This window comes from Streptomyces griseorubiginosus (assembly GCF_036345115.1).
Classification (GTDB): Bacteria; Actinomycetota; Actinomycetes; order Streptomycetales; family Streptomycetaceae; genus Streptomyces; species Streptomyces griseorubiginosus_C.
The window spans coordinates 7,907,010-7,933,442 of the sequence record NZ_CP107766.1 but is presented as its reverse complement, the minus strand read 5'-3'; the positions used below and the strand labels follow the sequence as shown (position 1 = coordinate 7,933,442).

The 26,433-nt window shown below is 70.7% G+C and carries 24 protein-coding genes; 7 read left to right on the top strand and 17 right to left on the bottom strand.

Going from position 1 to position 26,433, the window contains the following annotated elements:
- Positions 1-115: 115 nt before the first annotated feature.
- Genes OHN19_RS35880 through OHN19_RS35865 form a run of 4 tightly spaced genes read left to right on the top strand, consistent with a single transcriptional unit; the run spans position 116 to position 3,661 of the window.
- Complete coding sequence (locus OHN19_RS35880; protein ID WP_330268176.1) at positions 116-982, top strand: ABC transporter ATP-binding protein; 867 nt, start codon at positions 116-118, stop codon at positions 980-982.
- Positions 979-1,824: an ABC transporter permease gene (locus OHN19_RS35875; protein WP_330268175.1), complete on the top strand. Its 846-nt coding sequence runs from the start codon at positions 979-981 to the stop codon at positions 1,822-1,824. The genes OHN19_RS35880 and OHN19_RS35875 overlap by 4 nt, the downstream gene beginning before the upstream one ends.
- A complete protein-coding gene (locus tag OHN19_RS35870) occupies positions 1,821-3,038 on the top strand; it encodes a sensor histidine kinase (RefSeq protein WP_330268174.1) in 1,218 nt (405 codons plus the stop codon). The genes OHN19_RS35875 and OHN19_RS35870 overlap by 4 nt, the downstream gene beginning before the upstream one ends.
- Positions 3,035-3,661 (top strand): response regulator, encoded by a 627-nt coding sequence (locus OHN19_RS35865; RefSeq protein WP_123759521.1) that lies wholly within the window; start codon positions 3,035-3,037, stop codon positions 3,659-3,661. Before OHN19_RS35870 ends, OHN19_RS35865 begins: the two co-directional genes overlap by 4 nt.
- A gap of 196 nt (positions 3,662-3,857) precedes the next feature.
- Here the strand turns inward: OHN19_RS35865 and hisS are convergent, their stop codons facing one another.
- Together hisS and OHN19_RS35855 are read right to left on the bottom strand one after the other, a co-directional pair.
- Positions 3,858-5,120, bottom strand: coding sequence for a histidine--tRNA ligase (hisS, locus tag OHN19_RS35860; protein WP_330268173.1), 1,263 nt, complete (start codon positions 5,118-5,120; stop codon positions 3,858-3,860).
- Positions 5,121-5,131: 11 nt separating this feature from the next.
- Positions 5,132-5,839, bottom strand: coding sequence for an MBL fold metallo-hydrolase (locus tag OHN19_RS35855; RefSeq protein ID WP_123759522.1), 708 nt, complete (start codon positions 5,837-5,839; stop codon positions 5,132-5,134).
- A gap of 180 nt (positions 5,840-6,019) precedes the next feature.
- On the opposite strand from OHN19_RS35855, the gene OHN19_RS35850 reads away from it, so the two are divergent.
- On the top strand, positions 6,020-6,841 hold the full coding sequence (locus OHN19_RS35850; protein WP_330268172.1) for a peptidylprolyl isomerase: 822 nt from the start codon (positions 6,020-6,022) through the stop codon (positions 6,839-6,841).
- Positions 6,842-6,976: 135 nt separating this feature from the next.
- Positions 6,977-8,206, top strand: a complete 1,230-nt coding sequence (locus tag OHN19_RS35845) for a DUF349 domain-containing protein (RefSeq protein WP_330268171.1) — start codon at positions 6,977-6,979, stop codon at positions 8,204-8,206.
- A gap of 54 nt (positions 8,207-8,260) precedes the next feature.
- Here OHN19_RS35845 and OHN19_RS35840 read toward each other — a convergent pair whose 3' ends face one another.
- The 15 genes from OHN19_RS35840 to pgsA all read right to left on the bottom strand — a co-directional run bounded on the left by OHN19_RS35840 (position 8,261) and on the right by pgsA (position 23,959).
- On the bottom strand, positions 8,261-10,798 hold the full coding sequence (locus tag OHN19_RS35840; RefSeq protein ID WP_330268170.1) for a bifunctional (p)ppGpp synthetase/guanosine-3',5'-bis(diphosphate) 3'-pyrophosphohydrolase: 2,538 nt from the start codon (positions 10,796-10,798) through the stop codon (positions 8,261-8,263).
- 281 nt (positions 10,799-11,079) lie between these two features.
- Entirely contained in the window at positions 11,080-11,628 is a 549-nt protein-coding gene (locus tag OHN19_RS35835; RefSeq protein ID WP_330268169.1) for an adenine phosphoribosyltransferase, read from the bottom strand.
- Positions 11,625-12,734: a protein translocase subunit SecF gene (secF, locus tag OHN19_RS35830; protein ID WP_330268168.1), complete on the bottom strand. Its 1,110-nt coding sequence runs from the start codon at positions 12,732-12,734 to the stop codon at positions 11,625-11,627. Before secF ends, OHN19_RS35835 begins: the two co-directional genes overlap by 4 nt.
- Before the next feature lie 2 nt (positions 12,735-12,736).
- Positions 12,737-14,497 carry a protein translocase subunit SecD gene (gene secD / locus OHN19_RS35825; protein WP_330268167.1) on the bottom strand — a complete coding sequence of 587 codons (1,761 nt, stop codon included), beginning with the start codon at positions 14,495-14,497 and terminating at the stop codon, positions 12,737-12,739.
- Positions 14,498-14,629: 132 nt separating this feature from the next.
- Positions 14,630-15,154: a preprotein translocase subunit YajC gene (gene yajC / locus OHN19_RS35820; RefSeq protein WP_330268166.1), complete on the bottom strand. Its 525-nt coding sequence runs from the start codon at positions 15,152-15,154 to the stop codon at positions 14,630-14,632.
- A gap of 174 nt (positions 15,155-15,328) precedes the next feature.
- On the bottom strand, positions 15,329-16,399 hold the full coding sequence (ruvB, locus tag OHN19_RS35815) for a Holliday junction branch migration DNA helicase RuvB (RefSeq protein WP_330268165.1): 1,071 nt from the start codon (positions 16,397-16,399) through the stop codon (positions 15,329-15,331).
- Positions 16,400-16,409: 10 nt separating this feature from the next.
- The gene (gene ruvA / locus OHN19_RS35810) at positions 16,410-17,015 is read right to left on the bottom strand and encodes a Holliday junction branch migration protein RuvA (RefSeq protein WP_330268164.1); all 606 of its coding nucleotides are present in this window, start codon (positions 17,013-17,015) and stop codon (positions 16,410-16,412) included.
- Positions 17,012-17,554, bottom strand: a complete 543-nt coding sequence (ruvC, locus tag OHN19_RS35805) for a crossover junction endodeoxyribonuclease RuvC (RefSeq protein ID WP_020138068.1) — start codon at positions 17,552-17,554, stop codon at positions 17,012-17,014. The genes ruvA and ruvC overlap by 4 nt, the downstream gene beginning before the upstream one ends.
- 136 nt (positions 17,555-17,690) lie before the next feature.
- Positions 17,691-18,443, bottom strand: coding sequence for a YebC/PmpR family DNA-binding transcriptional regulator (locus OHN19_RS35800; RefSeq protein WP_123759533.1), 753 nt, complete (start codon positions 18,441-18,443; stop codon positions 17,691-17,693).
- Between the two features lie 49 nt (positions 18,444-18,492).
- Entirely contained in the window at positions 18,493-19,098 is a 606-nt protein-coding gene (gene pdxT, locus OHN19_RS35795) for a pyridoxal 5'-phosphate synthase glutaminase subunit PdxT (RefSeq protein ID WP_330268163.1), read from the bottom strand.
- Positions 19,099-19,104: 6 nt separating this feature from the next.
- Positions 19,105-20,010: a pyridoxal 5'-phosphate synthase lyase subunit PdxS gene (gene pdxS / locus OHN19_RS35790; protein WP_123759535.1), complete on the bottom strand. Its 906-nt coding sequence runs from the start codon at positions 20,008-20,010 to the stop codon at positions 19,105-19,107.
- Between the two features lie 126 nt (positions 20,011-20,136).
- Complete coding sequence (locus tag OHN19_RS35785; protein WP_330268162.1) at positions 20,137-20,679, bottom strand: hypothetical protein; 543 nt, start codon at positions 20,677-20,679, stop codon at positions 20,137-20,139.
- Positions 20,680-21,177: 498 nt separating this feature from the next.
- The gene (locus OHN19_RS35780; RefSeq protein ID WP_330268161.1) at positions 21,178-22,347 is read right to left on the bottom strand and encodes a glycosyltransferase family 4 protein; all 1,170 of its coding nucleotides are present in this window, start codon (positions 22,345-22,347) and stop codon (positions 21,178-21,180) included.
- Positions 22,344-23,261: a phosphatidylinositol mannoside acyltransferase gene (locus OHN19_RS35775; protein ID WP_330268160.1), complete on the bottom strand. Its 918-nt coding sequence runs from the start codon at positions 23,259-23,261 to the stop codon at positions 22,344-22,346. Before OHN19_RS35775 ends, OHN19_RS35780 begins: the two co-directional genes overlap by 4 nt.
- Entirely contained in the window at positions 23,258-23,959 is a 702-nt protein-coding gene (gene pgsA / locus OHN19_RS35770; RefSeq protein ID WP_330268159.1) for a phosphatidylinositol phosphate synthase, read from the bottom strand. The genes OHN19_RS35775 and pgsA overlap by 4 nt, the downstream gene beginning before the upstream one ends.
- A 273-nt stretch (positions 23,960-24,232) precedes the next feature.
- Here pgsA and OHN19_RS35765 point away from each other — a divergent pair, with 273 nt between their 5' ends.
- The gene (locus tag OHN19_RS35765) at positions 24,233-26,431 is read left to right on the top strand and encodes an elongation factor G-like protein EF-G2 (protein ID WP_330268158.1); all 2,199 of its coding nucleotides are present in this window, start codon (positions 24,233-24,235) and stop codon (positions 26,429-26,431) included.
- Positions 26,432-26,433 lie beyond the last annotated feature (2 nt).

Below are 26,433 nucleotides of genomic sequence, written 5' to 3'. Positions count from 1 at the left end.
CTTCTTCGGGCAGGGGCCATTGTGCCGCACCCGGGGGCTTGTCCACCGTTCGGTGGACATAAGGAAGTACGCACGGTCGTCCCCCAGCGTTCGGTTCCGGCCGACGCTCTCGGACATGACCACACACGCGAACGAACTGGCGGTGGACGTTCGAGGACTGCGCAAGCGCTACGGCGACGTGACCGCGGTCGACGGACTCGATCTCGGTATCCGCGCGGGCGAGGTGTTCGGCCTGCTGGGACCCAATGGGGCGGGCAAGAGCACCACTGTGGAGATCCTCCAGGGCAACCGGGACCGGGACGCGGGTGAGGTCTCGGTGCTCGGCGCGGACCCGGCGCACGGCACACGCGCGTGGCGATCCCGTGTCGGAATCGTCTGGCAGGACGAATCCGCGCCCGCGGAGTTGACGGTCGCGGAAACGGTCCGGCATTTCGCCCGCTACTACCCGAGGCCGCGGGACCCGGAGGAGGTGATCGCCCTGGTGGGCCTCGAGGCCAGGGCGGGCAGCAGGATCAAGGCCCTGTCCGGGGGCCAGAGGCGCCGCCTCGACGTGGCGCTGGGGGTGATCGGCGGACCCGAGCTGCTGCTCCTGGACGAGCCGACGACCGGCTTCGACCCCGCGGCCCGGCGCCAGTTCTGGGACCTGATCCGCAAGCTGGCGGTCGAGGGCACCACGATCCTGCTCACCACGCACTACCTGGAGGAGGCCGAGGCGCTGGCCGACCGGCTGGCCGTCGTCACCAGGGGGAAGGTCGTGGCCACGGGCGAACCGGCCGCCCTGCGGGAGCGGTTCGGCAGCGGGGCCACCGTCGAGTGGACCGAGCCGGGCGGCGCCCCGCGTGCGGTCCGCACGGACACCCCGACCAGGACGGTCGCCGAGCTGACCCACCGCTTCGACGGCGAGATCCCGGGCCTGACGGTCACCCGCCCCACGCTGGAGGACGTCTACCTCCGGCTCACCGGACAGGAGGACGCGCGATGACCACCACCTCCGTACGGGAAGCACGCCACGGGGTCCGGGGGCGTCTGCCGGGGGCCTGGGGGCTGGGGCTGCGGCGGGGTGCCCTGGAGATCAGGATGTTCTTCCGGCAGCGCGACCACGTGGTGTTCACCTTCGCCTTCCCGGTGGTCCTGCTGTTCCTGTTCGCGTCGATCTTCAGCGACGACGTGGAGGGCGCGGGCATCAAGGCCTCGCAGCTGTACGTCCCGGCGATGATGGCCGCCGGCATCATGTCGACGAGCTTCCAGTCGCTGGGCGTCGCGATCGCCGTGGAGCGGGACGAGAAGGTGCTGCGCCGGCTGCGCGGCACGCCGATGCCGGCGGCGGCGTACTTCCTCGGCAAGATCTGGCTGGTTCTGGTCACCGGCCTCCTGGAGACGGCGATCCTGCTGCTCGTCGGCACCACGCTGTACGACGTCGAGCTGCCCTCGGACGCCGGCAGGTGGTTCGCCTTCGCCTGGATCTTCGTGCTCGGTCTGACGGGCTGCGCGCTGCTCGGCATCGCGGTCAGCTCGGTCCCGAAGTCCAGCAAGAGCGCGAGCTCCGTGGTCGTCCTGCCCTTCCTGGTCCTGCAGTTCATCTCCGGGGTGTACATCGCGATCGACACCATCCCCGGCTGGATGCTGAACATCGGTGCGCTGTTCCCGCTGAAGTGGATGTGCCAGGGGCTGCGCGGGGTGTTCCTGCCGGACTCGGCGCAGGTCCTGGAGCAGGCCGGGGACTGGGAGTTCGGGCGCACCGCCCTGGTGCTGGGGGCGTGGTGCGTCGGAGGATTGCTGCTGTGTCTGCTGACCTTCCGGTGGAAGAACCGGCGCGAGGGATGAGGCGTCCCGGGGACGCCTCGAGCGCCGGGGGCGGGGAGGGCGCGTACTCGTGGGACCGCTCCTTCCGGCTCTGGGACACCTACTTCGCGCTGATCTGGCTGGCCACCCTGGTGTTCGTGCTGGGCACGGGGCACCCCGGGTGGCCGGTCCGGCTGACCGCGGCGGCGCTGCTGGTGCCGCAGGTCCCGCTGTTCGTACGGGTCGGCCGCCCCCTTCTCCGGCAGGATCCGCCCGACGCGCGCGAGGCGCTCACCTATCTCGGCGCGATGGTGGCGCTGTTCCTGCCCTCGGCGATCCTGGTGGGCGAGACCCGGCTGATGACCTTCGCGCTCGTCCCCCAGTGCTTCATGACCCTGCGCATGCGGTGGGCGCTCGGCGCGGTCGCCGTGATCAACCTCGTGCCGGTCCTGGGCTGGGCCCTGCTCTGGTGGCCGAGCGACCAGGACGTCTTCTTCAACGGCCTGTTAGCCGTGGTCACCCTCGTCTTCTCGGTGGCCGTGGGCAGCTATGTCATCCGGATCATCGAGCAGAGTCAGGAACGGGCGGCCCTGATCGCCGAGTTGGACACGAGCAGGCACGAGGTCTCCCGGCTGTCGGCGGCGCACGGGGCGCTGGCGGAGCGGGAGCGGATGGCGCGGGAGATCCACGACACCCTCGCGCAGGGTTTCACCAGTCTGCTGATGCTGGTCCAGGCCGTCGAGGCCGAGCTGGACCACGACCTCGTGCGGGCCCGCCGGCATCTGGCGCTGATGGACGAGACGGCCCGGCTGAACCTGGCCGAGGCCCGGGCCCTGGTCGCCGACGGCACCCCCGCCGACCTGGACGGCTCCTCGCTGCCGGACGCGCTGGGCAGGCTGGCGGCCCGCCACACGGCCGAGCTCGACGTGACGGGCCCGGTCCGTCCGCTGCCCGCAGGACCCGAGGTCGTCGCCCTGCGCGCGTGCCAGGAGGCGCTCACGAACTGCCGTAAACACGCAGGGAGTTCGGCTGCCGTGTCCATCGGTCTCGACTACGACGAGGACGCGCTGACCCTGTCCGTACGCGACGACGGCCAGGGCTTCGACCCCGGGGCCGCCCATGGCGGCTACGGACTCGCGGGGCTGCGGGCCCGCGCCACCGAGGTCGGCGGGACGGTCCGGGTGCACAGCGCGCCCGGCGGCGGCACCACGGTCACCGTCCGGCTGCCCGTACCGCCCCCGAGGAGCTGTTCATGATCCGGATCATCCTGGCCGACGACCACCCGGTCGTCCGGGAGGGCCTGCGGGCGATGCTGACCGCGGAACCGGACCTGGAGGTGGTCGCCGACGCGTCCAACGGGCCGCAGGCCGAGGCGCTGGCGGCCGAACTCCGCCCCGACATCGTGCTGATGGACCTGCGGATGCCGGGCGGGTCGGGCGTGGAGTCGATCGTGCGGATGACGGAGGCGGGACTGCCCTGCCGGGTGATCGTGCTGACGACGTACGACACGGACCGCGACATCCTGCGGGCCGTGGAGGCGGGGGCCGCCGGCTACCTCCTCAAGGACCTCCCCCGGGCCGAACTGGCGGAGTCCGTGCGCGCGGCCGCGCGCGGCGAGACGGTCCTGGCCCCGACGGTCGCCGCCCGTCTGGTCGACCAGCTGCGAACCAGGCCCGAGCGGCCGCGGCTGTCGGAGCGCGAGACGGCGGTGCTGCGCCTGGTCGCGGAGGGCTGCACCAACGCGGAGATCGGCCGCAGGCTGTTCATCGGCGAGTCGACGGTGAAGACCCATCTGCTGCGTGTCTTCGCCAAGTTGGGCGTCGACGACCGCACCGCCGCCGTCACGAGCGCCCTGCGGTACGGGCTTCTCGACCAGTGACTGGTCCGGGCCGAAGGTGGCCGTGCAGGCGGCGTGCGCGACCGTGGCCCGGGTGCGGGCCTCGGCGTGCCGGCCGAGGCCCAGGAGGGCTGAGGCCAGGACCATCACCCGTTCGAGAACATCACCGAGCGTTTACCCGGCCGATCGACGACAAGGGCGCCGGTCCGCTCGACCGGCGCCCTTGTTCGCACTCCGGCTAACCGAGCCGGGACTCCAGCTCCGCCACGATCTCGTTGACCCCGATCGCCGACTGCTCCCCGGACTCCATGTCCTTGAGCTGTACGACACCGTCGGCGAGGTCGCGTTCGCCGGCCACGATGGTGTAGCGGGCGCCGCTGCGGTTGGCGTTCTTCATGGCGCCCTTGAGCCCCTTGGCGCCGTAGGAGAAGTCCGCCGCGATGCCGACCTTGCGCAGTTCGGTGACCTTGGCGAACAGGATCCGGCGGGCCTCCTCCCCCAACGGCACCGCGAACACGCTGGTCGTGGCGGGGAGTTCGAGCTCGACGCCCTCCGCCTCCAGGGCGAGGACCGTGCGGTCGACGCCGAGGGCCCAGCCGACGGACGGCAGCGCGGGGCCGCCGATCATCTCGGAGAGACCGTCGTAGCGGCCGCCGCCGCCCACCGCGGACTGGGAGCCCAGGCCGTCGTGGACGAACTCGAAGGTCGTACGGGTGTAGTAGTCGAGGCCGCGCACCAGCTTCGGGTCGTCCTCGAAGGCCACCCCGGCCGCGGTGATCAGCTCACGGACCTCCTCGTGGTACGCCTTGCAGGCGTCGCACAGGTAGTCCCGCAGCAGCGGCGCGTCCCCGAGCTGCTTCTGCACCGACTCCCGCTTGTCGTCGAGGACGCGCAGGGGGTTGATGTCGGCCCGGCGCAGGGTGTCCTCGTCCAGGTCCAGGCCGCGCAGGAACTCCTGGAGCGCGGCCCGGTACACCGGCCGGCACTCCTTGTCGCCCAGGCTGTTGAGCAGGATGCGGAAGTTCCTCAGGCCCAGCGAGCGGTACGCCTGGTCGGCCAGGATGATCAGCTCGGCGTCCAGCGCCGGGTCCTCGGCACCGATCGCCTCGGCGCCGACCTGCGAGAAGTGGCGGTAACGGCCCTTCTGGGGGCGCTCGTAGCGGTAGTACGAGCCGGAGTACCAGAGCTTGACCGGGAGGTTGCCCGCCTTGTGGAGGTTGGCCTCCAGCGCCGCGCGCAGCACGGACGCGGTGCCCTCGGGGCGCAGGGCCAGCTTGGTGCCGCCCTTGGTCTCGAAGGCGTACATCTCCTTGGTCACGATGTCGGTGGACTCACCGACCCCGCGCGCGAACAGCTCGACGTTCTCGAAGCCGGGCGTCTCGATGTAGCCGTAGCCGGAGTTGCGCAGCGGCGCGGCGATCGCCTCGCGGACGGCGAGGTACTTGGCCGAGTCGGGGGGCAGCAGGTCGTACGTGCCCTTGGGGGCCTGAAAGGTGCTCACGAAGTCTCTCGTCACATTCCTCGTCGGGGAGCCTCTGAAGCTCCCTGGCCGGCGGCCACTTCCCGCAGGTACGGGTTGGTGGCGCGCTCCTGGCCGATGGTCGTCTGGGGGCCGTGGCCGGACAGCACCACGGTCGAGTCGTCGAGCGGCAGGCACACGCGGGCCAGCGAGTCGAGCATCTCGGCCATGTCACCGCCGGGCAGGTCGGTGCGTCCGATGGAGCCGGCGAAGAGCAGATCCCCGGAGAAGAACACCGACGGGATGTCGGCCGTCTCCGGCATCTGGAAGGTCACCGACCCCTTGGTATGGCCCGGCGCGTGCGCGACGGACAGCTCCAGGCCCGCCAGCTCCAGCTTCGTGCCGTCGGTCAGCACCCTGACGTCGTCCGGCTCGCCCACGGTGATCTCGCCCATCAGCGGCATCCCGATCGACCGGCCGAGACCCATCGACGGGTCGTTCATCATGTACCGGTCCTCGGGGTGGATCCAGGCGGGCACGTCGTGCGCGCCGCACACCGGGACGACCGAGGCCACATGATCGATGTGGCCGTGGGTGAGGACGACGGCGACGGGCTTGAGCCGATGCTTCTTCAGTGCCTCTTCGACTCCCTCGGCGGCCTGGTGGCCCGGGTCGATGATCACGCACTCCTCACCGGCGGCGGGGGCGACGAGATAACAGTTCGTCCCCCAGGCCCCGGCGGGGAACCCGGCAATGAGCACGATCGTCCTCGGTTTGTGTGGGTACGGGCGGTCTTCCGGGCGGCTGCCCCAGTGGTCAGAGCCTACCGGCGCTGCCGATTCCTCAGCGAACCCATATACGGTACGGGGCACACGCAGGCGGTCGGCTCATAGGACGCATGCGTAACGGTCGGCGGACGAGACGCATGAGGAGAGAACCCCGTGGTCACCCAGGAACAGCGGAAGCGGCAGCTCGCGCGGGAGAAGTTCTTGCGGCAGCAGCAGCGGCGCACGGCCGCGCGCCGCAAGGCCCGTGTACGCAACTCTGTGATCGGGTCGGTGCTCGGCGTGATCCTGGTGGGCAGCCTGGCGCTCTACACGTCCGGGGTCCTGAAGGACGACGACGACAAGGCCAACGCGAGCGCGGAGGCCACCCCGAGCGCGGAGGCGACCAAGAAGGCGCCGGACCCGTGCGAGAAGCCCGCTCCCGGCGAGGTCAAGAAGGAGACCTGGAAGAAGGAGCCGGCGATGACCATCGACAAGTCGGCGAAGTACACCTTCGACCTCGCGACGACCTGCGGCACGATCGACATCGCCCTGAAGGCGTCGGCGGCCCCGCACACCGTGAACTCGTTCGACTTCCTCGCGGGCAAGGGCTTCTTCGACCACACCAAGTGCCACCGGCTCACCACCAACGGCATCTACGTCCTGCAGTGCGGCGACCCGACGGGCTCCGGCAGCGGCGGACCGGGCTACACCATCCCGGACGAGAACCTGAAGGACAAGAGCCTCAAGGCCAACACCTACCCCGCGGGCACCGTCGCGATGGCGAACACCGGGCAGGCGCACACTGGAGGGAGCCAGTTCTTCCTGGTCTACCAGGACAGCCAGCTGCCCCCGAGCTACACCCCGTTCGGGACCATCTCGGAATCCGGTATGAAGGTGCTGAAGAAGATCGCCGCGGCCGGTGAGAGCACCGGAGCGGGCGACGGCGCGCCGAACGCGACCGTCGTGATCAACAAGGCGACCGTCACCAAATCCTGACCGTCAAGTGCGAAATTTCGGTCGCGCGGGATGCGGACAGGCAACCCGCCGGTCGCCTATGTTGGCCGTGACGAAACTGTGGACGATGCCCGGGGGCGCTGAAGCCTTCCGCAGGCATCATGTGGAGGAGGCGCTGTGAGCAGCGACCCGTGGGGCCGCGTCGACGAGACGGGGACCGTGTACGTGCGTACGGCCGACGGCGAGCAGGTCGTCGGTTCCTGGCAGGCCGGCTCCCCCGAGGAAGCCCTGGCCTACTTCGAGCGCAAGTACGAGGGCCTGGTTGTCGAGATCGGCCTCCTCGAGAAGCGTGTGAAGACCACCGACCTGTCGGCGAAGGACGCGCAGGCCGCGATCGACCACATTCGCGAACAGGTCGACGCGCATCACGCGGTCGGTGACCTGGACGCGCTCAAGGTGCGGCTCGACAAGCTGGTGGAGACGGTCGACAAGCGTCGCGAGGAGCGCAAGCAGCAGCGCGCGAAGCAGTCCGACGAGGCCCGGCACGCCAAGGAGGCGCTGGTCGTCGAGGCGGAGGAGCTGGCCCAGTCCGACCAGTGGCGGGCCGCCGGTGAGCGGCTGCGCGCCCTGGTGGACACCTGGAAGGGCCTGCCGCGCCTGGACCGCAAGTCGGACGACGAGCTGTGGCACCGCTTCTCCCACGCGCGCTCGGCGTTCTCCAAGCGGCGCAAGGCCCACTTCGCGTCGCTGGACGCGCAGCGCGAGGAGGCCCGTAAGACCAAGGAGCGCCTGGTCGGCGAGGCCGAGGCGCTGTCCGGGTCGACGGACTGGGGTCCGACGGCCGCGCGCTACCGCGAGCTGATGGCGGAGTGGAAGGCCGCGGGCCGCGCCCAGCGCGAGCACGAGGACGACCTGTGGAACCGCTTCCGCGGCGCCCAGGACGTGTTCTTCGCGGCCCGCAGCTCGGTCTTCGCCGAGCGGGACGCCGAGCAGACCGAGAACCTCAAGCTGAAGGAGGAGCTGGCCGAAGAGGCCGAGAAGCTCCTGCCGATCGGCGACCTGAAGAGCGCCCGCGCCGCGTTCCGGGCGATCAACGAGCGCTGGGAGGCCATCGGCCACGTCCCGCGGGACGCCCGGCCGAAGGTCGAGGGCCGGATGCACGCGGTCGAGCGCGCTCTCCAGGAGGCCGAGGAGACCGAGTGGCGCCGGACCAACCCGGAGGCACGCGCGCGTGCCGAGGGTCTGACCGGCCAGCTCCAGGCCGCCGTGGACAAGCTCAAGGGCCAGATCGAGCAGGCCCGCGCCCAGGGCAACAACGCGCGTGCCGACAAGCTGGAGCGTGAGCTGGAGGGCCGCCAGGCGCTCCTGGACCAGGCTCTCAAGGGCCTCCAGGAGTTCGGCGGCTGAGGAAGCCGTACACACGAAAGGGCCCCGGTTTCCCGGGGCCCTTTCGCATGTCCGCTACGACCGGTTGCGCGCCGAGGTCACGCGGTAGACGTCGTACACGCCCTCCACACCCCTGACCGCCTTCAGGACGTGACCGAGGTGCTTCGGGTCGCCCATCTCGAAGGTGAAGCGGGAGGTGGCGACGCGGTCGCGGGAGGTCTGGACGGCCGCGGAGAGGATGTTGACGTGCTGGTCGGACAGGACGCGGGTGACGTCCGAGAGGAGCCGGGAGCGGTCCAGGGCCTCGACCTGGATGGCGACCAGGAAGACCGAGGACTGGGTGGGGGCCCACTCGACCTCGAGGATGCGCTCCGGCTCGCGGGACAGTGACTCCACGTTGACGCAGTCGCTGCGGTGAACCGATACTCCGCTACCGCGGGTGACGAAACCGATGATCGGGTCGCCCGGGACGGGGGTGCAGCAGCGGGCCAGCTTGACCCACACGTCCTCGACGCCCTTGACGATGACGCCGGGGTCGGCGTTGGAGCGCCGCTTGCGGCCGCGGCCGCGGGTCGGCGGGACCGACTCGTCGATCTCCTCGGTGGCCGCCTCCTCGCCGCCGAGCGCCTGGACCAGCTTCTGCACGATGTTCTGCGCGGAGACATGGCCCTCGCCGATCGCCGCGTAGAGCGCGGAGATGTCGGAGTACCGCATCTCGTGGGCGAGCGTGACGAGGGAGTCGCCGGTGAGGATGCGCTGGATCGGCAGGTTCTGCTTGCGCATCGCGCGGACGATGGCGTCCTTGCCCTGCTCGATCGCCTCGTCGCGGCGCTCCTTGGAGAACCAGGCACGGATCTTGTTGCGGGCCCGCGGCGACTTGACGAAGTTCAGCCAGTCCCGGGACGGCCCGGCCCCGGGCGCCTTGGACGTGAAGACCTCGACCAGGTCGCCGTTGTCGAGGGTCGACTCCAACGGCACCAAGCGGCCGTTGACCCGTGCTCCTATCGTGCGGTGGCCCACCTCGGTGTGCACCGCGTACGAGAAGTCCACCGGGGTGGCACCGGCCGGCAGCGCGATGACGTCGCCCTTGGGCGTGAAGACGAAGACCTCGTTGCGGGAGAGGTCGAAGCGCAGGGACTCCAGGAACTCGCCGGGGTCCTCGGTCTCCTTCTGCCAGTCCAGGAGCTGGCGCAGCCACGCCATGTCGTTGAGGTGGTCGTCCTTGCCGGTGGACCGCGGCTGGTCGGAGCGCACCTTGGAGGCGCCCGCGACGGCCTCCTGCTTGTACTTCCAGTGCGCGGCGATGCCGTACTCGGCGCGGCGGTGCATGTCGAAGGTGCGGATCTGGAGTTCGACCGGCTTGCCGTTGGGCCCGATGACCGTCGTGTGGAGCGACTGGTACATGTTGAACTTGGGCATCGCGATGTAGTCCTTGAACCGCCCCGGAACCGGGTTCCAGCGGGCGTGGACGGTGCCCAGGGCCGCGTAGCAGTCGCGGACGGTGTCCACCAGGACGCGGATGCCGACCAGGTCGTAGATCTCCGCGAAGTCACGGCCGCGGACGATCATCTTCTGGTAGACGCTGTAGTAGTGCTTCGGGCGGCCGGTGACGGTGGCCTTGATCCGGGCCGCGCGCAGGTCGGACTGCACCTCGTCGGTCACTATGGCCAGGTACTCGTCGCGCTTGGGCGCCCGCTCGGCCACCAGTCGTACGATCTCGTCGTACATCTTGGGGTAGAGGATCGCGAAGGCGAGGTCCTCCAGCTCCCACTTGATGGTGTTCATGCCGAGGCGGTGGGCGAGCGGAGCGTAGATCTCCAGTGTCTCGCGCGCCTTCTTCTCCTGCTTCTCGCGCTTGAGGTAGCGCATGGTGCGCATGTTGTGCAGGCGGTCGGCGAGCTTGATGACCAGGACGCGCGGGTCCTTGGCCATGGCGACGACCATCTTGCGCACGGTCTCGGCCTGCGCGGCCTCGCCGAACTTGACCTTGTCCAGCTTGGTGACGCCGTCGACGAGCAGGGCGACCGAGTCGCCGAAGTCGCGGCGGAGCTGGTCGAGGCCGTACTCGGTGTCCTCGACGGTGTCGTGCAGCAGGCCCGCCATCAGGGTCGCCGGGTCCATGCCGAGTTCGGCGAGGATCGTGGTCACCGCGAGGGGGTGGGTGATGTACGGGTCGCCGCTCTTGCGCTTCTGGCCGCGGTGCCAGCGCTCGGCGACCTGGTAGGCCTTCTCGATCTGGCGCAGGGTCGCCGTCTCGATCTTCGGGTCGTTGCTGCGCACTATCCGCAGCAGCGGCTCCAGGACCGGGTTGTACGGGTTGGAGCGCTGGACACCGAGACGGGCCAGGCGGGCGCGGACGCGGTTGGAGGAGCCGGAGCGGGCGGGCTGGCCCGGGGCCGGGCGGGCCGCGGCGGCCGACGGTGCGGGGGGCTCGGGAAGAGCGGGCTTGGGCCTGGCCGACTCGGCGGGCTTGTCGACGGGCGCGGACTGGGCGTGCTCGACCGGCCCACGGGCGTCGTTCGTCGCGGTCTTCGCGTCCGGCGCGGGCTTCGCCGCGGGCGCCGAGGCGGGCTCGGGCTTGGCGGCGGTAAGGGGCTGGGCCTCGTCTGGCAAGAGGACTCCTCGTGCGCGATCCGGGTCCCCCGGTCAGGCTCCGGAGAACCCATGGTAGCGATCCTGCGCGCGGGGATCGCCTCCAGTCCGGTGTGAGGGACGTCTACCTGTGAAACACGAGGGGTGAGCTTCGGCATTCCGGCGGGTGGAGCGCCCTGAAGGGGCGCGGGGAACTGCGCGACCAGCCACGACGGCGCGGCAGCCGACAAAGGGTCTCGCTCCCCCGTACGAAACGGCCGTCCCGGTGTTCCGGAACGGCCGTTTCGTAGGGAGTGGGGTGGTCAGACCACCAGCAACGCCTCCAGCGGAGCCCCCGTCAGTGCCGGCTCCAGACGGGCCCGCCCGCCCAGGAAGCCCAGCTCCATCAGGACCGCGAGGCCGGAGACCTCCGCGCCCGCGCGGCGGATCAGCTCGATGGACGCTTCGGCGGTACCCCCCGTGGCCAGGACGTCGTCGACGATGAGCACGCGGTCGCCCGCGGACAGGTCCTCCGCGTGCACCTCGATCTCCGCCGAGCCGTACTCCAGGTCGTACGCCTGGCTGAGGGTCGCTCCGGGGAGCTTGCCCGCCTTGCGTACGGGGATGAAGCCGAGGCCCGCGCGGACGGCGACCGGGGCGCCCAGGATGAAGCCCCGGGCCTCCAGACCGACGACCTTCGTGGCACCGGTGGCCGTGGCGATCCCCGCCAGCGCGTCCGTGAGCGCCGTGAACGCCGCCGGGTCCGCCAGGAGCGGGGTGATGTCCTTGAACATCACGCCCGGCTCCGGGTAGTCGGCCACATCACGGATACGGCTGAGCAGCAGCTCTGTGATACCTGCGAGCTCGGTCATCGGCGCTTCCCCGAGGGGCGGCCACGACCCCGGCCGCGGGACGCGGGCTGGGTACGCGGACCGACGACCGCGTGCGGGGTGTCCTCCGGCTCGTCGTCCACGGCGTCGCCGCGGACCTCCGCGAGCTCCTCCTCCACGTCGGCCTGGGCGCGCTTGGCCAGGACCCGCTTCTTGAGGGCCTTCATCGCCGGCTCCTGCTCCTTGAGGTCGGCGACCAGCGGGGTGGCGATGAAGATCGAGGAGTACGCACCCGCGGCGAGGCCGACGAACAGCGACAGCGAGATGTCGTTGAGCGTGCCCGCGCCGAGGAAGCCGCCGCCGATGAACAGCAGGCCCGCCACCGGCAGCAGCGCGACCACCGTGGTGTTGATCGAGCGGACCAGGGTGCCGTTGATCGAGCGGTTGGCGATGTCGCTGTAGGTCCAGCGGTTCTGCTTGGTGATGTCCTTCGTCTGCTCCTTGAGGGAGTCGAAGACGACCACCGTGTCGTAGAGCGAGTAACCGAGGATGGTCAGCAGACCGATCACCGTGCCCGGCGTGACCTCGAAGCCGACGAGGGCGTAGATGCCGACGGTGATGGTGATGTCGTGGATCAGGGCGACGAGGGCCGCGATGGCCATGCGCCACTCGAAGGCGATCGCCAGATAGATCACGACGAGGACCATGAAGATCGCCAGACCCTGCCAGGCCTTGTTGGCGATCTGGTCGCCCCAGCTGGGACCGACGAGGTCGGCGGCGATCTTCTCCGGGTCGACCTTGAAGTCGGCGGCGAGCTTGTTCTTGATCTTGTCGGACTGCTGGGTGTCCATGCCGGCGATCTGGATGCGCATCGTGCCGTTGCCCAGCTTCTGCACGACCGCGTCGTGACCGGAGGCCTCCTTGGCGTAGTCCTCGGCCTGGGAGACGGAGACGCTGGTCTTCTCGGTGGTGAAGACCGCGCCGCCCTGGAAGTCGATGCCCATGTTCAGGCCGCGCACCGCGAGGCCCACGATCGCCGTGATGGTGATCAGGATCGAGATGCCGTACCAGAGCTTGCGGTGACCGATGAAGTCGTAGCTGATCTCGCCACGGTGCAGTCGGGCGCCGAGGTTGCCGAGTTTCGACATGCTCACGCCTCCTTCGTGTGGGCGGGGGCGGCGGGACGGCGGGTACGGCGCAGCGGCGGCTTGGCGCCCAGGCTCTTCGGGTCGAGGCCGGACCACTTGCTGCCGCTCGCGAAGAACTTGCGGCGGGCCAGCAGCGTCATCAGCGGCTTGGTGAAGAAGAAGACCACGACGACGTCGAGCACGGTGGTCAGGCCGAGCGTGAACGCGAAGCCCTGGACCTTGCCGACCGTCACGACGAACAGCACGGCTGCGGCGAGGAACGACACGAAGTCGGAGACCAGGATGGTGCGCCGGGCGCGCGGCCAGGCCCGCTCGACGGCGGGTCGCAGCGAGCGGCCCTCGCGGATCTCGTCCCTTATGCGTTCGAAGTACACGATGAACGAGTCCGCGGTGATACCGATGGCGACGATGGCACCGCACACGGCCGGGAGGTTCAGCGCGAAGCCGATCGCCGGGCCGAGCAGCGCCATGATCACGTAGGTGAGGATCGCGGAGACGAGCAGCGAGGCCATCGCGACGATCGACAGACCGCGGTAGTAGGCCACCAGGTAGATGACGACCAGGGCGAGGCCGATCGCGCCGGCGAGCAGACCGGCGTGCAGCTGCTCACCGCCGAGCGCCGCGGTCACGGTGGTCACGCTCTGCTCCTTGAAGGAGAGCGGGAGAGCGCCGTACGACAGCATGTTGGCGAGGTTCTGGGCCTCCTCCTGCGTGAAGCTGCCGGAGATCTGGGCGTTGCCGCCGGTGATCGAGGAGCTCACGGTGGGGCTGGAGACGACCTGGCCGTCGAGGACGATGCCGAACTCGTTCAGCGGCTGGGTGTTCTGCGCGAGCTTGCCGGTGATGTCGGCGAACTTGCTGGCGCCCTTGCTGTTGAAGGTCATGGTGACCTGCCAGCCGGCGGCGGTCTGGGTGTCGAAGACCGCCTGGGCCTTCTTGACCTCGGTGCCGGCGACGGCGGCGGGGCCGAGCAGGTACTTGTACCAGACACCGCCGTACTCGCCGCAGCCCACGGTGGTGTCGCCGGGCTTGGCACCCTCGCCCGCCTTGGTGCGCTGCGCCTTCTTGGAGCAGTCCAGGGCGGCGTACTGGGCCTGGAGCTTGGCCTCGGACGAGGTGGCGGTGCCGCCGCTCGCCGAGGCGGACGGGGAGGCGGGGCTCGACGCGCTCGCGGACGCCGACGGAGTGGAGTCGGCCTTCAGGGCGTCGGTGACCGCGCGGCCCTGCGAGGTGGGGGTGGCCGACGGGGAGGACGACGAGGTCGCCTTCTCGCCCGTGGCGCCCGACTTGCTCGCGGAGGGGCTCGGTGAGGCGCTCGAGGAGCCGCTGGCGGACGGGCTCGGCGAGGCGGCCGCGGGGCCGGTGGCCTCCTGGGCGAGGACCGGACGGAAGTACAGCTTGGCGGTGGTGCCGACCTGCTCGCGGGCCTCCTGGGAATTGGTGCCCTTGGGGATGTTCACGATGATGTTGCGATCACCCTGGGTCTGCACCTCCGCCTCGGAGACGCCCAGGCCGTTGACACGGCGGTTCATGATCTCGACCGCGGTGTCCATGTTGGCCTTGTTGATCGCGGACCCCTGGTCGGACTTGGCCTCCAGCGTGATGCTGGTGCCTCCGGCGAGGTCGATGCCGAGGCGCGGGGTGGTGTGTCCGGAGAGGAACATTCCACCGGTGAGCGCCACGATGGCGATCAGGATCAGGGCCAGCGCGCGCCCTGGCTTGCTCTGGGCACTCGCGCTCCGCCCCCTTTTAGGTGCTGCCACCTTCTCGTACTCCCTCTCGGGCCGCTCTCGCGCCGGGTCGGCGGGCGGGCGGCCATGACATGGTTGGGGATTCCGTGCGAGCCGCGCAGATTCCGGGGCGCGCAGAGCTGGTCCGCGCGCCCCGGAATGCGACTACTTCGCTCCGGAGTCGCCGTCGGTCTTCTTCGGCTCGTCGTCCGACTTCGCCTCGGCGTCCTCCACGTCGGCGTCGGCCTTGGCGGGCGCGTCGTCGGCGGACTCCTCGGCCGTGTCCTTCTTACCGAGGTCGACGGACTTCTCGTCGGAGGCGGCGGCAGCTTCGTCGGCGGACTCGTCGTCGGTGAGGGAGGAGGCGTCGTCCGGGACGACGTCGGAGTCGGACTTCAGGTCGTGCTCGATGCCGTGGACGATGCGGTTGTACTCGTCGTCCGTCAGCACGGCACCGATGGCGTTCTTCGCGAAGAGCAGTTCCACGCCCGGGCCCGCGTCGAGGAGGACGGTGTCGTCGCCGACCTCCTTGACCGTGGCGTACATACCCCCGATCGTGCGGACGCCGCTGCCGGGCTGCATGTCGTTCCGCATGCTGGCGGCCTGTTGCTGCTTCTTCTTGGCCGACCGGGTCATCAGGAACATGGCCCCGATGAGCACGATGAACGGGAGGAGGGTCACGAGACTCACGGGTCGGAACTTCCTTCACGCGACCGCGATGGTGAGCGGCCTGATGGTTGGGGGTGTGCATGCCGTCGACAAAGGCGGCATCGGCGGAGTCTAAGCGAGTCCGCATGCATGGAACAACGCTCAGCATCGCACCTGGGTTCCGGACCCGGCCAATGCCGTGCCGTCACAAAGGCATCACGTCCCGAACAGGTCCTGTTGTCCGTTTCCCGTGGCCGCCGAGCGTGGCGGGGTGAGTCCGAGGTGGGCCCATGCGGCCGGAGTGGCGACCCGTCCGCGCGGGGTGCGCGCGAGCAGGCCCTCGCGGACGAGGAAGGGTTCGGCGACCTCCTCGACGGTCTCGCGCTCCTCCCCCACCGCGACGGCGAGCGTGGACAGGCCGACCGGCCCGCCGCCGAACAGCTTGAGCAGGGCCTCCAGGACTCCGCGGTCCAGCCGGTCGAGGCCGCGCGCGTCGACCTCGTAGACCTTGAGCGCGGCGGCCGCGATGTCGCGGGTGATGATCCCGTCGGCCTTGACCTGGGCGTAGTCGCGGACCCGGCGCAGCAGGCGGTTGGCGATCCGGGGCGTGCCGCGGGAGCGGCCGGCGATCTCGGCGGCGCCGTCGGAGCCGATCTCGACGTCGAGGAGGTTGGCCGAGCGGTGGATGACGCGTTCCAGCTCGGCCGGTTCGTAGAACTCCATGTGCGCGGTGAAGCCGAAGCGGTCGCGCAACGGGGGCGGCAGCAGTCCCGCGCGCGTGGTGGCGCCGACCAGGGTGAAGGGGGGCAGCTCCAGGGGGATGGCGGTGGCGCCCGGGCCCTTGCCGACGATGACGTCGACGCGGAAGTCCTCCATCGCCATGTAGAGCATCTCCTCGGCGGGCCGCGACATGCGGTGGATCTCGTCGAGGAAGAGGACCTCGCCCTCCTGGAGGGAGGAGAGGATCGCCGCCAGGTCGCCGGCGTGCTGGATGGCCGGGCCGCTGGTGATGCGGATCGGGGCGCCCATCTCGGCCGCGATGATCATCGACAGGGTGGTCTTGCCGAGGCCGGGGGCGCCGGAGAGCAGCACGTGGTCGGCGGTGGCGCCCCGCGCGCGTGCGGCGCGCAGGACCAGGTCGAGCTGTTCGCGGACCTTCTCCTGGCCGATGAACTCGTCCAGGTCCTTCGGGCGCAGGGCGGCCTCGACGGCCTGGTCGTCGCGGTCGGCGGACGCACCGACGAGCCGCTCGGCCGCGGTCTCGTCGGTGGTGTCGTCCCAGTTCACTGACGTTCTCCTAGCGGGCGCGGTTCAGGGTCTGCAGGGCGGCCTTCAGCAGCTGGCCGACCTGGGGCGTGCCCTCGGCCGCCTCCGCCTGCGGGGTCACGGCGGTGACGGCCTCGTCGGCCTCGCGCGTGGCGTAGCCGAGGCCGATCAGGGCGGCGTGCAGCTGGTCGCGCCAGCCCTGGGTGACGGGGGATCCGATGGCGGGCGCCCCGATGGGCTCGCCGAGCCGGTCCTTGAGCTCGAGGAGCAGCTTCTGGGCGCCCTTCTTGCCGATGCCCGGTACCGCGATCAGCGCCTTCTCGTCACCGGTGGCCACCGCCCGGCGCAGCGCGTCCGGGGAATGGACCGCGAGCATCGCCTGGGCCAGCCGGGGGCCGACGCCGCTGGCGGTCTGGAGCAGCTCGAAGACCTGGCGTTCGTCGTCGTCCACGAAGCCGTACAGGGTGAGGGAGTCCTCGCGTACGACGAGGGAGGTGGCCAGCTTGGCGGGCTGTCCGAGCCGGAGCGTGGACAGGGTGTTCGGGGTGCACTGGACGGCCATGCCCACACCGCCCACCTCGACCACCGCGGCGTCGGGGGCGAGGGCGGCGACGGTGCCGCTGACGAACGCGATCATGCGAGACGGCCTTTCGGTGCTGCTTTGGCGGTGTGCAGGGCCACGGCCTGCTGGAGGCGGTTCTGGGCGGGGGCGCGCCAGATGTGGCAGATGGCGAGCGCGAGGGCGTCGGCGGCGTCGGCCGGCTTGGGCGGGGCGTCGAGTCGCAGCAGCCGGGTGACCATGGCGCCGACCTGGGCCTTGTCGGCGCGTCCGCTGCCGGTGACGGCGGCCTTGACCTCGCTCGGGGTGTGCAGGGCGACGGGGATGCCGCGGCGGGCGGCGCACAGCATGGCGACGGCGCTGGCCTGGGCGGTGCCCATGACCGTGCGCACGTTGTGCTGGCTGAACACCCGCTCCACGGCGACGAATTCGGGCCGGTGCTCGTCCAGCCACTGCTCGATGCCCTGCTCGACGGCGACGAGCCGCTGCCCCAACTCGGCGTCCGCGGGCGTGCGGACGACCCCGACGCCGAGCATCGTGAGCGGCCGCCCGGCCACACCTTCGACCACCCCGACACCGCACCGCGTGAGACCGGGGTCCACCCCGAGTACGCGCACGCGCCCCCCTCTCCCTTTCGATCGCCTGTTTGTGCAGGCTATCCGCTGCCACCGACAACGGCGGCGGGCCGGTGGGGTGTGTCCCACCGGCCCGCCGGATCCGCTGAACTCGCGGCAGCGTTACGCGTCGACGGCGTTACGCGTCGACCTTCTCCATGACCTCGTCGCTGACGTCGAAGTTGGCGAAGACGTTCTGGACGTCGTCGCTGTCCTCGAGGGCGTCGATCAGCTTGAAGATCTTCTTGGCGCCCTCCTCGTCCAGCTCGACCTGCATGGTCGGGACGAAGTTGGCGTCGGCGGAGTCGTAGTCGATCCCGGCGTCCTGGAGGGCGGTGCGGACGGCGACCAGGTCGGTGGCCTCGCTGAGGATCTCGAACGACTCACCCAGGTCGTTGACCTCCTCGGCGCCCGCGTCCAGGACGGCACCGAGGACGTCGTCCTCGGTGAGCTCACCCTTGGGGACGATGACGACGCCCTTGCGGTTGAAGAGGTACGACACCGAGCCCGGGTCGGCCATGGAGCCGCCGTTGCGGGTCATGGCGACGCGGACGTCGGAGGCGGCACGGTTGCGGTTGTCGGTGAGGCACTCGATGAGCACCGCGACGCCGTTCGGGCCGTAGCCCTCGTACATGATCGTCTCGTAGTCGGCGCCGCCGGCCTCGAGGCCACCGCCGCGCTTGACCGCGGAGTCGATGTTCTTGTTCGGGACCGACTGCTTCTTGGCCTTCTGGATGGCGTCGTAGAGGGTCGGGTTGCCCTCGATGTCGACTCCGCCCATACGGGCCGCGACCTCGATGTTCTTGATCAGCTTCGCGAAGAGCTTGCCGCGCTTGGCGTCGATCACGGCCTTCTTGTGCTTCGTCGTAGCCCATTTAGAGTGGCCGGACATCTGCCTGTCTCCTTCGCGTAACCCATCCAAACAACGAACGCCTGCGATCCTACAAGGACTCAGGCGCCCGGTTGGCGCGCACCATGTCGACAAAGAGGGCGTGCACGCGGTGGTCGCCGGTCAGTTCCGGGTGGAACGACGTGGCGAGCGCGTTGCCCTGGCGTACGGCGACGATGTGGCCGTCGTGCTCGGCGAGCACCTCGGTCTGTGCGCCGACGGACTCGACCCAGGGGGCGCGGATGAAGACGCCCTCTACAGGATCGCCCTCGACGCCCTTCACGTCGACCGCCGCCTCGAAGGACTCGTTCTGACGTCCGAAGGCGTTGCGGCGCACGATCATGTCGATGCCGCCGATCGTCTCCTGGCCCGAGCGCGGGTCGAGGATCTTGTCGGCGAGCATGATCAGGCCCGCGCAGGTGCCGTAGACGGGCATGCCGGCCCGCACGCGCGCGCGTAGGGGCTCCATCAGGCCGAACAGGACGGCCAGCTTGGAGATGGTGGTGGACTCGCCGCCGGGGACGACGAGGCCGTCGACCTCGGCGAGTTCCTCCGGGCGCCTGACCGGCCTGGCCACGGCGTCGGCCGCGGCCAGGGCCACCAGGTGCTCCCGGACGTCGCCCTGGAGGGCCAGGACGCCTATGACAGGAGTGCTCATCGGTGGTTACCAGCCGCGGTTGGCGTAGCGCTCGGTCTCGGGGAGGGTGTCGCAGTTGATGCCGACCATGGCCTCGCCGAGGTTGCGGGACGCGTCCGCGATGATCTTCGGGTCGTCGTAGAAGGTGGTGGCCTTCACGATGGCGGCGGCGCGCTTGGCCGGGTCGCCGGACTTGAAGATGCCGGAGCCCACGAAGACGCCCTCGGCGCCGAGCTGGCGCATGAGCGCGGCGTCGGCGGGGGTGGCGACGCCACCGGCGGAGAACAGCACCACGGGGAGCTTGCCGAGCTCGGCGACCTCCTTGACGAGCTCGTAGGGGGCGCGCAGCTCCTTGGCGGCGGCGTACAGCTCGTGGTTGTCGTAGCCGCGCAGGCGGGCGATCTCGTTCTTGATCTGGCGCAGGTGGCGGACGGCCTCGACGACGTTGCCGGTGCCGGCCTCGCCCTTGGAGCGGATCATGGCCGCGCCCTCGGCGATGCGGCGCAGGGCCTCGCCCAGGTTGGTGGCACCACAGACGAAGGGGGTCGTGAAGGACCACTTGTCGGAGTGGTTGACCTCGTCGGCGGGGGTGAGGACCTCGGACTCGTCGATGTAGTCGACGCCGAGGGACTGCAGGACCTGGGCCTCGACGAAGTGGCCGATGCGGGACTTCGCCATGACCGGGATGGACACGGCCTCGATGATGCCCTCGATCATGTCCGGGTCGGACATGCGGGCCACGCCGCCGTCCTTGCGGATGTCCGCGGGGACCCGCTCCAGGGCCATGACGGCGACGGCGCCCGCGTCTTCCGCGATCTTCGCCTGCTCCGGCGTGACGACGTCCATGATCACGCCGCCCTTGAGCTGCTCCGCCATACCGCGCTTCACGCGCGCGGTGCCGGTCTCGGGAGCCTGGTTCTCGGTGCTGGACACGGGTTGACCTCGCTGAAGTGAAAAGAGGATTTGTGCAGCACCGAGGAAACGTCATCGGACCAGGCCACAGCAAGGGCCAATGGGGAGCCGGTGGATCGTTTTTGCCCCCTCTGGCCCCCTCAGGCCCTACGCGCCCCGGTCGACCAGCGCCGCGGGCGGCTCGTCGTCCATCTCGAAGGCCATCGGGAAGGGGGCGTGGCCGGCCAGGCGGAACCAGCGGACCTTGCGGTGCTCGCGGAGCCGGCGGGCCGCTCCCACCGCGTCGTTGTGGAAGCGCCGGGCCATCGGGACCCGTCGTACGGCCTCGGTGAGCTCATGGGCCGCCGACTCCCCGCCGGGCGCCTCTCTTACGGCCTCCACCTGGGCCGGTTCCGCGAACACGGCCCGCAGCGCCTGGCTCAGCTCGCTCTCGGCGACCTCCCGCTGCTCCTCCTCGGCCTGCCGTGCCGCGTGCGCGGCCTCGTACAGCACGATCGACGCGGCCGGGTCGAGCACGCCGGAGGTGGCCAGCTCCTGCGTGACCGACGCCCGACGCACCAACTGCGCGTCCAGCGCGGCACGCGTGGCGTCGATCCTGGCGTGCAGCCGGTCGAGACGGCCCGCGGTCCAGCTGAGGTAGAGCCCGATCGCGAAGAGCGCGACGAGGACCCAGATGAGGGTGGGAGTCACGGGGAGCAAGGCTATCGGGGCGGGGTGGGGTGGAGACGGCCAGGCCCGGGGGTGTGCCGACGGGGGGACGGCCGCGGGGCACGTGACCGAACGGGGGAACGGCCGCGCGGGGCACGTGACCGACGGGGGGCAGCCAGCGCGGGGCAGTTGACCGGCGGCGGGCAGGGGGCGCGTGGCCGTACGGGGATTGGTCAGGGCACGAGGATGTGCCGAGGCGCAAGGGCAAGGGGCGGGACGCGAGGGGAATGCTTGCCGGGTAGGTCCTGCTCGACCATCCCGCTCGCCGGTGCGATCAGCCCGAGGCCAACCCCAGCCACACCCGCACCCCGGTCCGTCGATGCCAACCCGGCCCCGACCAGTGCAACCGCGCCCGGGCCGACCTCCCGGCGCTACTCAGTCCCGCCTCAGGCCGGGCACTCCCGCAGGCCCCGTCTCTCAGTGCCGGCCCAGCGCTGGACCCACCCGACAGCACCCCAAGCTCCACGGGCCCGGCGCCGCTCAGTCCCGCGCCAGTCCCAGCCGTGCCCGCAGCCCCGTCCCCCGGTCGTCGTCCGCCGCTGCCACCGCTGCCGCGCCCGCCGTCACCGTCTCGTACACCGACAGGATGTCCGCACCGACCGTCGACCAGTCGAAGCGGCGGACGTGGGCGCTGCCCCGCTCGCGCAGCTCGGCCAGGCGGGACGGGTCGCCGAGGAGTCGTACCGCCGCGTCCGCCAGCGCCTCCGCGTCCTCGTTGGCGAAGAGCTCGCCGGCCGTGCCGTGGTCCAGGACCTGGGCGAAGGCGTCCAGGTCCGAGGCCAGTACCGGGGCGCCCGCCGACATCGCCTCGACCAGGATGATCCCGAAGCTCTCGCCGCCGGTGTTGGGGGCGATGTACAGGTCGACGCTGCGCAGGAAGCGGGCCTTGTCCTCGTCGCTGACCATGCCGAGGAACTCCACCCGCGCGCGCAGCTCCTCGGGGAGGGACTCCACGGCCTCCTCCTCGTCGCCGCGCCCCGCGACCAGGAGCCGCGTCCCCGGGCGCTCGGCGAGGATCCTCGGCAGGGCCTTCATCAGGACCGGCAGGCCCTTGCGGGGCTCGTCGATGCGGCCCATGAAGCCGATCGTGCCGCCCTGCCACTCGGGCTTCGGCTCGGCCTTGGCGAAGAAGTCGACGTCCACGCCGTTCGGGATCACCACCGCGTCCCCGCCGAGGTGCTCGACGAGCGTGCGGCGCGCGTACTCGCTGACCGCGATGCGGGCACTGATCTTCTCCAGGGCGGCCTGGAGGATCGAGTACGCGGCGACCATGACCCGGGAGCGCGGGTTCGAGGTGTGGAAGGTGGCGACGATCGGGCCCTGTGCGATCCAGCAGGTCAGCAGGCCGAGGGACGGCGAGGACGGCTCGTGGATGTGGACCACGTCGAACTCGCCGTCGTGCAGCCAGCGGCGCACCCGTGCCGCGGACAGGAAGCCGAAGCTCAGCCGGGCCACCGAGCCGTTGTAGGGCACCGGCACCGCACGCCCGGCCGAGACGACGTACGGCGGCAGCGGGGTGTCGTCGTCGGCCGGGGCGAGGACGGACACCTCGTGGCCGAGACGGATGAAGTACTCGGCGAGGTCGCGGATGTGGAACTGGACGCCGCCCGGCACATCCCAGGAGTACGGGCAGACGATGCCGATCCTCACGGGCGGGCCCCGTCCGACGGGCGGGGCCCGAGGTCCTTCAGCCACAAGCGCTGGAGCATGTGCCAGTCCTCCGGATGGTCGGCGATCCCGGTGGCGAAGGCATCGGCCAGCGCCTGTGCCATGACAGACGTCTTTTCGGCCCGGGTACCTGACTCGGGCACCTCGACCGGGGGATGCACCCGGCCCTGCATGACGGGCGAGTCGTCGTACCAGAGTGTCACCGGCAGCAGCAGCGCGCCCGTCTGCTGGGCCAGCAGGGCCGGGCCCGCGGGGATGCGGGTCGCCTCGCCGAAGAACCGGACCTCGACCCCGGAGGACGACAGGTCCCGCTCGGCGACCAGGCAGACCAGACCGCCGTCGCGCAGCCGCCGGGCCAGCGTGCCGAAGGCGGTGCCGCCGCTGTGCGGAAGGACCTCCATGCCGAGGCCCTCGCGATAGGCGACGAAACGGTCGTACAGCGTCTCCGGCTTGAGCCGTTCGGCGACCGTGGTGAACGGCGTCTCCAGCTTGGTGGTGACCCAGGCGCCGGCGAGGTCCCAGTTGGCCATGTGCGGCAGCGCGAGGATGACGCCCTTGCCGGCCGCGAGCCCGTCGGTGAGGTGGTGCAGGCCCTTGGGGTCGAACCCGGCCTTGATGCGGTCCTTGCTCCAGGCCGGCAGCCGGAAGGACTCCATCCAGTAGCGCAGGTACGACCGCATGCCCGCGCGCGAGAGCTCGGCGAGGCGCTCGGGGCTCGCGTCGGGCACCACGCGCGCGTAATTGCTCTCCAGACGGAGGACGCCCTTGCCGCGCTGCTTCCAGGCCAGGTCGGCGATGCTCCGGCCGAGGCGCACGGCGACCGGTTCGGGGAGCTTCTTGACCACGCCCCAGCCGAGGCCGTACAGCGAGTCCGTCAGCCGGTCCTGGGCGCTCACTTCGCGGCCTCGCTCCCCTGCTGCCGGGGCTTCTCCTCGGTAGGGGCCGCCTCGGCGGCAGCGGCGGCCTCCTCGGCCTCCGCCGACTCCCGGCGGACCGTGACCACCCGCTGGATCAGCGTGACCAGGCTGCCGACGGCGACGATCCACAGGGCGACCGGCAGCAGGTACTGGATGCCCGGCACCCCGAACTTGTGCAGGCCCGCGAGACCGGCCGCGACCAGCGAGATCACCAGGCGCTCGGCGCGCTCCACGAGGCCGTTGACGGCGACCGGCAGTCCGATCGACTCGCCACGGGCCTTGGTGTACGACACCACCTGGCCGCTGGCCAGGCAGAAGATGGAGACCGCGCACAGGGCGATGTCGTCGCCGCCACCGGCGTACCAGAGGGCGAAGCCGCCGAAGATCGCGCCGTCGGCGACGCGGTCCAGCGTGGAGTCGAGGAAGGCGCCCCAGCGGCTGGAGCGGCCGAGCTGGCGGGCCATGTTGCCGTCGACGAGGTCGGAGAACACGAACAGCGTGATCACGACCGTGCCCCAGAAGAACTCGCCCATGGGGTAGAAGACCAGCGCGCCCGCCATCACGCCGGCCGTGCCGAGGAGCGTGACCGTGTCGGGGCTGACGCCCCTTCTGATCAGAAATGAGGCGAACGGGGTGAGGACACGCGTGAAAAATGCACGCGCGTACTTGTTCAGCATGGCCTTCCCGACGGTCGGTGTGGCCGGCTCGGCCCCTGCTGGCCACCGGCTGGCCCATCGTAGCCACGCGCGCGCGTGGGCGGCGGCCGGGCACCCGGAGCACATGTCACGGGCGTGCCGCACCCGGGTCACGGTGGGATCGCGTCCGTCGTATGGACGCACCGTGACGGGAGTGGAAAGCTCGAAGGACCGCGGGCGTCACCGGAGCCGCACCGCACGCGGGTCCGCATGTCCGCGCCCACAATGACCTCACCGTGCACGGGAGGCAAGGCCATGGGCGACAAGGCGAACGCACACCCCGGAGCCGCCGGCAGGGCAACAGCGGCCGACCACCCCGCGTCCGTACGGAATGTGGTGCTGGTCGGCCACTCCGGTTCGGGCAAGACGACATTGGTGGAAGCTCTCGCGCTGACGGCGGGAGCAGTGAACCGGGCGGGCCGCGTGGAGGACGGCGGCACCGTCTCGGACTACGACGAGATCGAGCACCGGCAGCAACGCTCGGTACAGCTCTCCCTGGTGCCCGTCGAATGGGACGGGTACAAGATCAACCTGCTGGACACCCCCGGATACGCCGACTTCGTCGGTGAGCTCAGGGCCGGTCTGCGAGCGGCGGACGCGGCCCTTTTCGTCGTGTCGGCCTCGGACGGGGTGGACGGCTCCACGCGCATGGTGTGGGAGGAGTGCGCGGCCGTCGGGATGCCCCGCGCGATCGTCGTCACGCACCTGGAGGCCGCGCGGGCCGACTTCGAGGAGATGACCCGGATCTGTGCGGAGACCTTCGGCGGCGACGACCCCGACGCCGTCCTGCCGCTCTATCTGCCCCTGCACGGCCCGCAGGGGCCCGACGGGCACGCGCCCGTGACGGGGCTGACCGGGCTGCTGTCGCAGAAGGTGTTCGACTACTCGTCCGGGGAGCGCAAGGAGTCCGAGCCGGGCGAGGACCTGCTGCCGGAGATCGAGGAGGCACGCAACCGGCTCATCGAGGGGATCATCTCGGAGAGCGAGGACGAGACCCTCATGGACCGCTATCTGGGCGGCGAGGCGATCGACTTCAAGACGCTCGTGGAGGACCTGGAGCGGGCCGTCGCGCGCGGGGTCTTCCATCCCGTCCTGGCGGCCGCTCCCGCCACCGACGGCGCCAAGCAGGGCATCGGCACGGTCGAGCTGCTGGAACTGATCACCGGCGGGTTCCCGACGCCGTTCGAGCACCCCACACCGGGCGTCACGACCATCGACGGCAAGCCGCGCGAGATCAAGGCGTGCGACACCGAGGGCCCGCTGGTCGCGGAGGTCGTGAAGACCGCGTCCGACCCGTACGTCGGCCGGATCTCGCTGGTGCGGGTCTTCTCCGGGACGCTGCGCCCCGACGAGACGGTCCATGTCTCCGGGCACGGCCTCGCCGACCGCGGGCACGAGGACCACGACGTCGACGAGCGCATCGGCGCGCTGTCCGCGCCCTTCGGCAAGCAGCAGCGCCAGCTCTCGCACTGCATCGCGGGCGACCTCGCGTGCGTGGCGAAGCTCAGCCGCGCGGAGACCGGCGACACCCTCTCCGCCAAGGACGACCCGCTCCTGATGGAGCCGTGGGAGATGCCCGACCCGCTGCTGCCGCTCGCCATCCAGGCGCACAGCAAGGCGGACGAGGACAAACTCTCCCAGGGCCTGGCCCGGTTGGTCGCCGAGGACCCGACCATGCGCCTCGAACAGAACCAGGACACCCACCAGGTGGTGTTGTGGTGCCTGGGCGAGGCGCACGCCGACGTGGCGCTGGAGCGGCTGCGCAGCCGCTACGGCGTGCAGGTGGACGTCGTACCGCACCGGGTGTCGCTGCGGGAGACGTTCGCCGACAAGGCGGCCGGGCGCGGGCGGCACGTCAAGCAGTCCGGTGGGCACGGGCAGTTCGCCATCTGCGAGATCGAGGTGGAGCCGCTGCCGGGCGGTTCGGGCATCGAGTTCGTGGACAAGGTCGTCGGCGGCGCGGTGCCGCGGCAGTTCATCCCGTCCGTCGAGAAGGGCGTACGGGCGCAGGCCGCCAAGGGGGTCGCGACCGGCCATCAGCTCATCGACGTCCGGGTGACGCTCCTGGACGGCAAGGCGCACTCCGTGGACTCCTCGGACGCCGCGTTCCAGACGGCGGGCGCGCTGGCGCTCAGGGAGGCGGCGGCCGACGCGCGGATCCATCTGCTGGAGCCGGTCGCCGAGGTGTCCGTGCTGGTCGGTGACGACTACGTGGGCACGGTGATGAGCGACCTGTCCGGACGGCGCGGCCGGGTGCTCGGCACCGAGCAGACCAACGGCGGGCGCACGTTGATCAAGGCCGAGGTGCCCGAGATCGAGATCGGCCGGTACGCGGTCGACCTGAGGTCCCTGTCGCACGGCACCGCGCGTTTCAGCCGTTCCTACGCGCGGCACGAGCCGATGCCGCCGCAGATCGCCGAGAGGATCCGTGAAGAGGCGCGGGCTGCCTCGTAGTT

Excerpts from the sequence above, each read along its gene's own strand:
- OHN19_RS35880 (WP_330268176.1), top strand. The coding sequence starts at position 116 with ATGACCACACACGCGAACGAACTGGCGGTGGACGTTCGAGGACTGCGC.
- OHN19_RS35875 (WP_330268175.1), top strand. The coding sequence starts at position 979 with ATGACCACCACCTCCGTACGGGAAGCACGCCACGGGGTCCGGGGGCGT.
- OHN19_RS35870 (WP_330268174.1), top strand. The coding sequence starts at position 1,821 with ATGAGGCGTCCCGGGGACGCCTCGAGCGCCGGGGGCGGGGAGGGCGCG.
- OHN19_RS35865 (WP_123759521.1), top strand. The coding sequence starts at position 3,035 with ATGATCCGGATCATCCTGGCCGACGACCACCCGGTCGTCCGGGAGGGC.
- OHN19_RS35835 (WP_330268169.1), bottom strand. The coding sequence starts at position 11,628 with ATGACCGAGCTCGCAGGTATCACAGAGCTGCTGCTCAGCCGTATCCGT.
- secF (WP_330268168.1), bottom strand. The coding sequence starts at position 12,734 with ATGTCGAAACTCGGCAACCTCGGCGCCCGACTGCACCGTGGCGAGATC.
- ruvA (WP_330268164.1), bottom strand. The coding sequence starts at position 17,015 with ATGATCGCGTTCGTCAGCGGCACCGTCGCCGCCCTCGCCCCCGACGCC.
- OHN19_RS35800 (WP_123759533.1), bottom strand. The coding sequence starts at position 18,443 with ATGTCCGGCCACTCTAAATGGGCTACGACGAAGCACAAGAAGGCCGTG.
- pdxT (WP_330268163.1), bottom strand. The coding sequence starts at position 19,098 with ATGAGCACTCCTGTCATAGGCGTCCTGGCCCTCCAGGGCGACGTCCGG.
- pgsA (WP_330268159.1), bottom strand. The coding sequence starts at position 23,959 with ATGCTGAACAAGTACGCGCGTGCATTTTTCACGCGTGTCCTCACCCCG.
- OHN19_RS35765 (WP_330268158.1), top strand. The coding sequence starts at position 24,233 with ATGGGCGACAAGGCGAACGCACACCCCGGAGCCGCCGGCAGGGCAACA.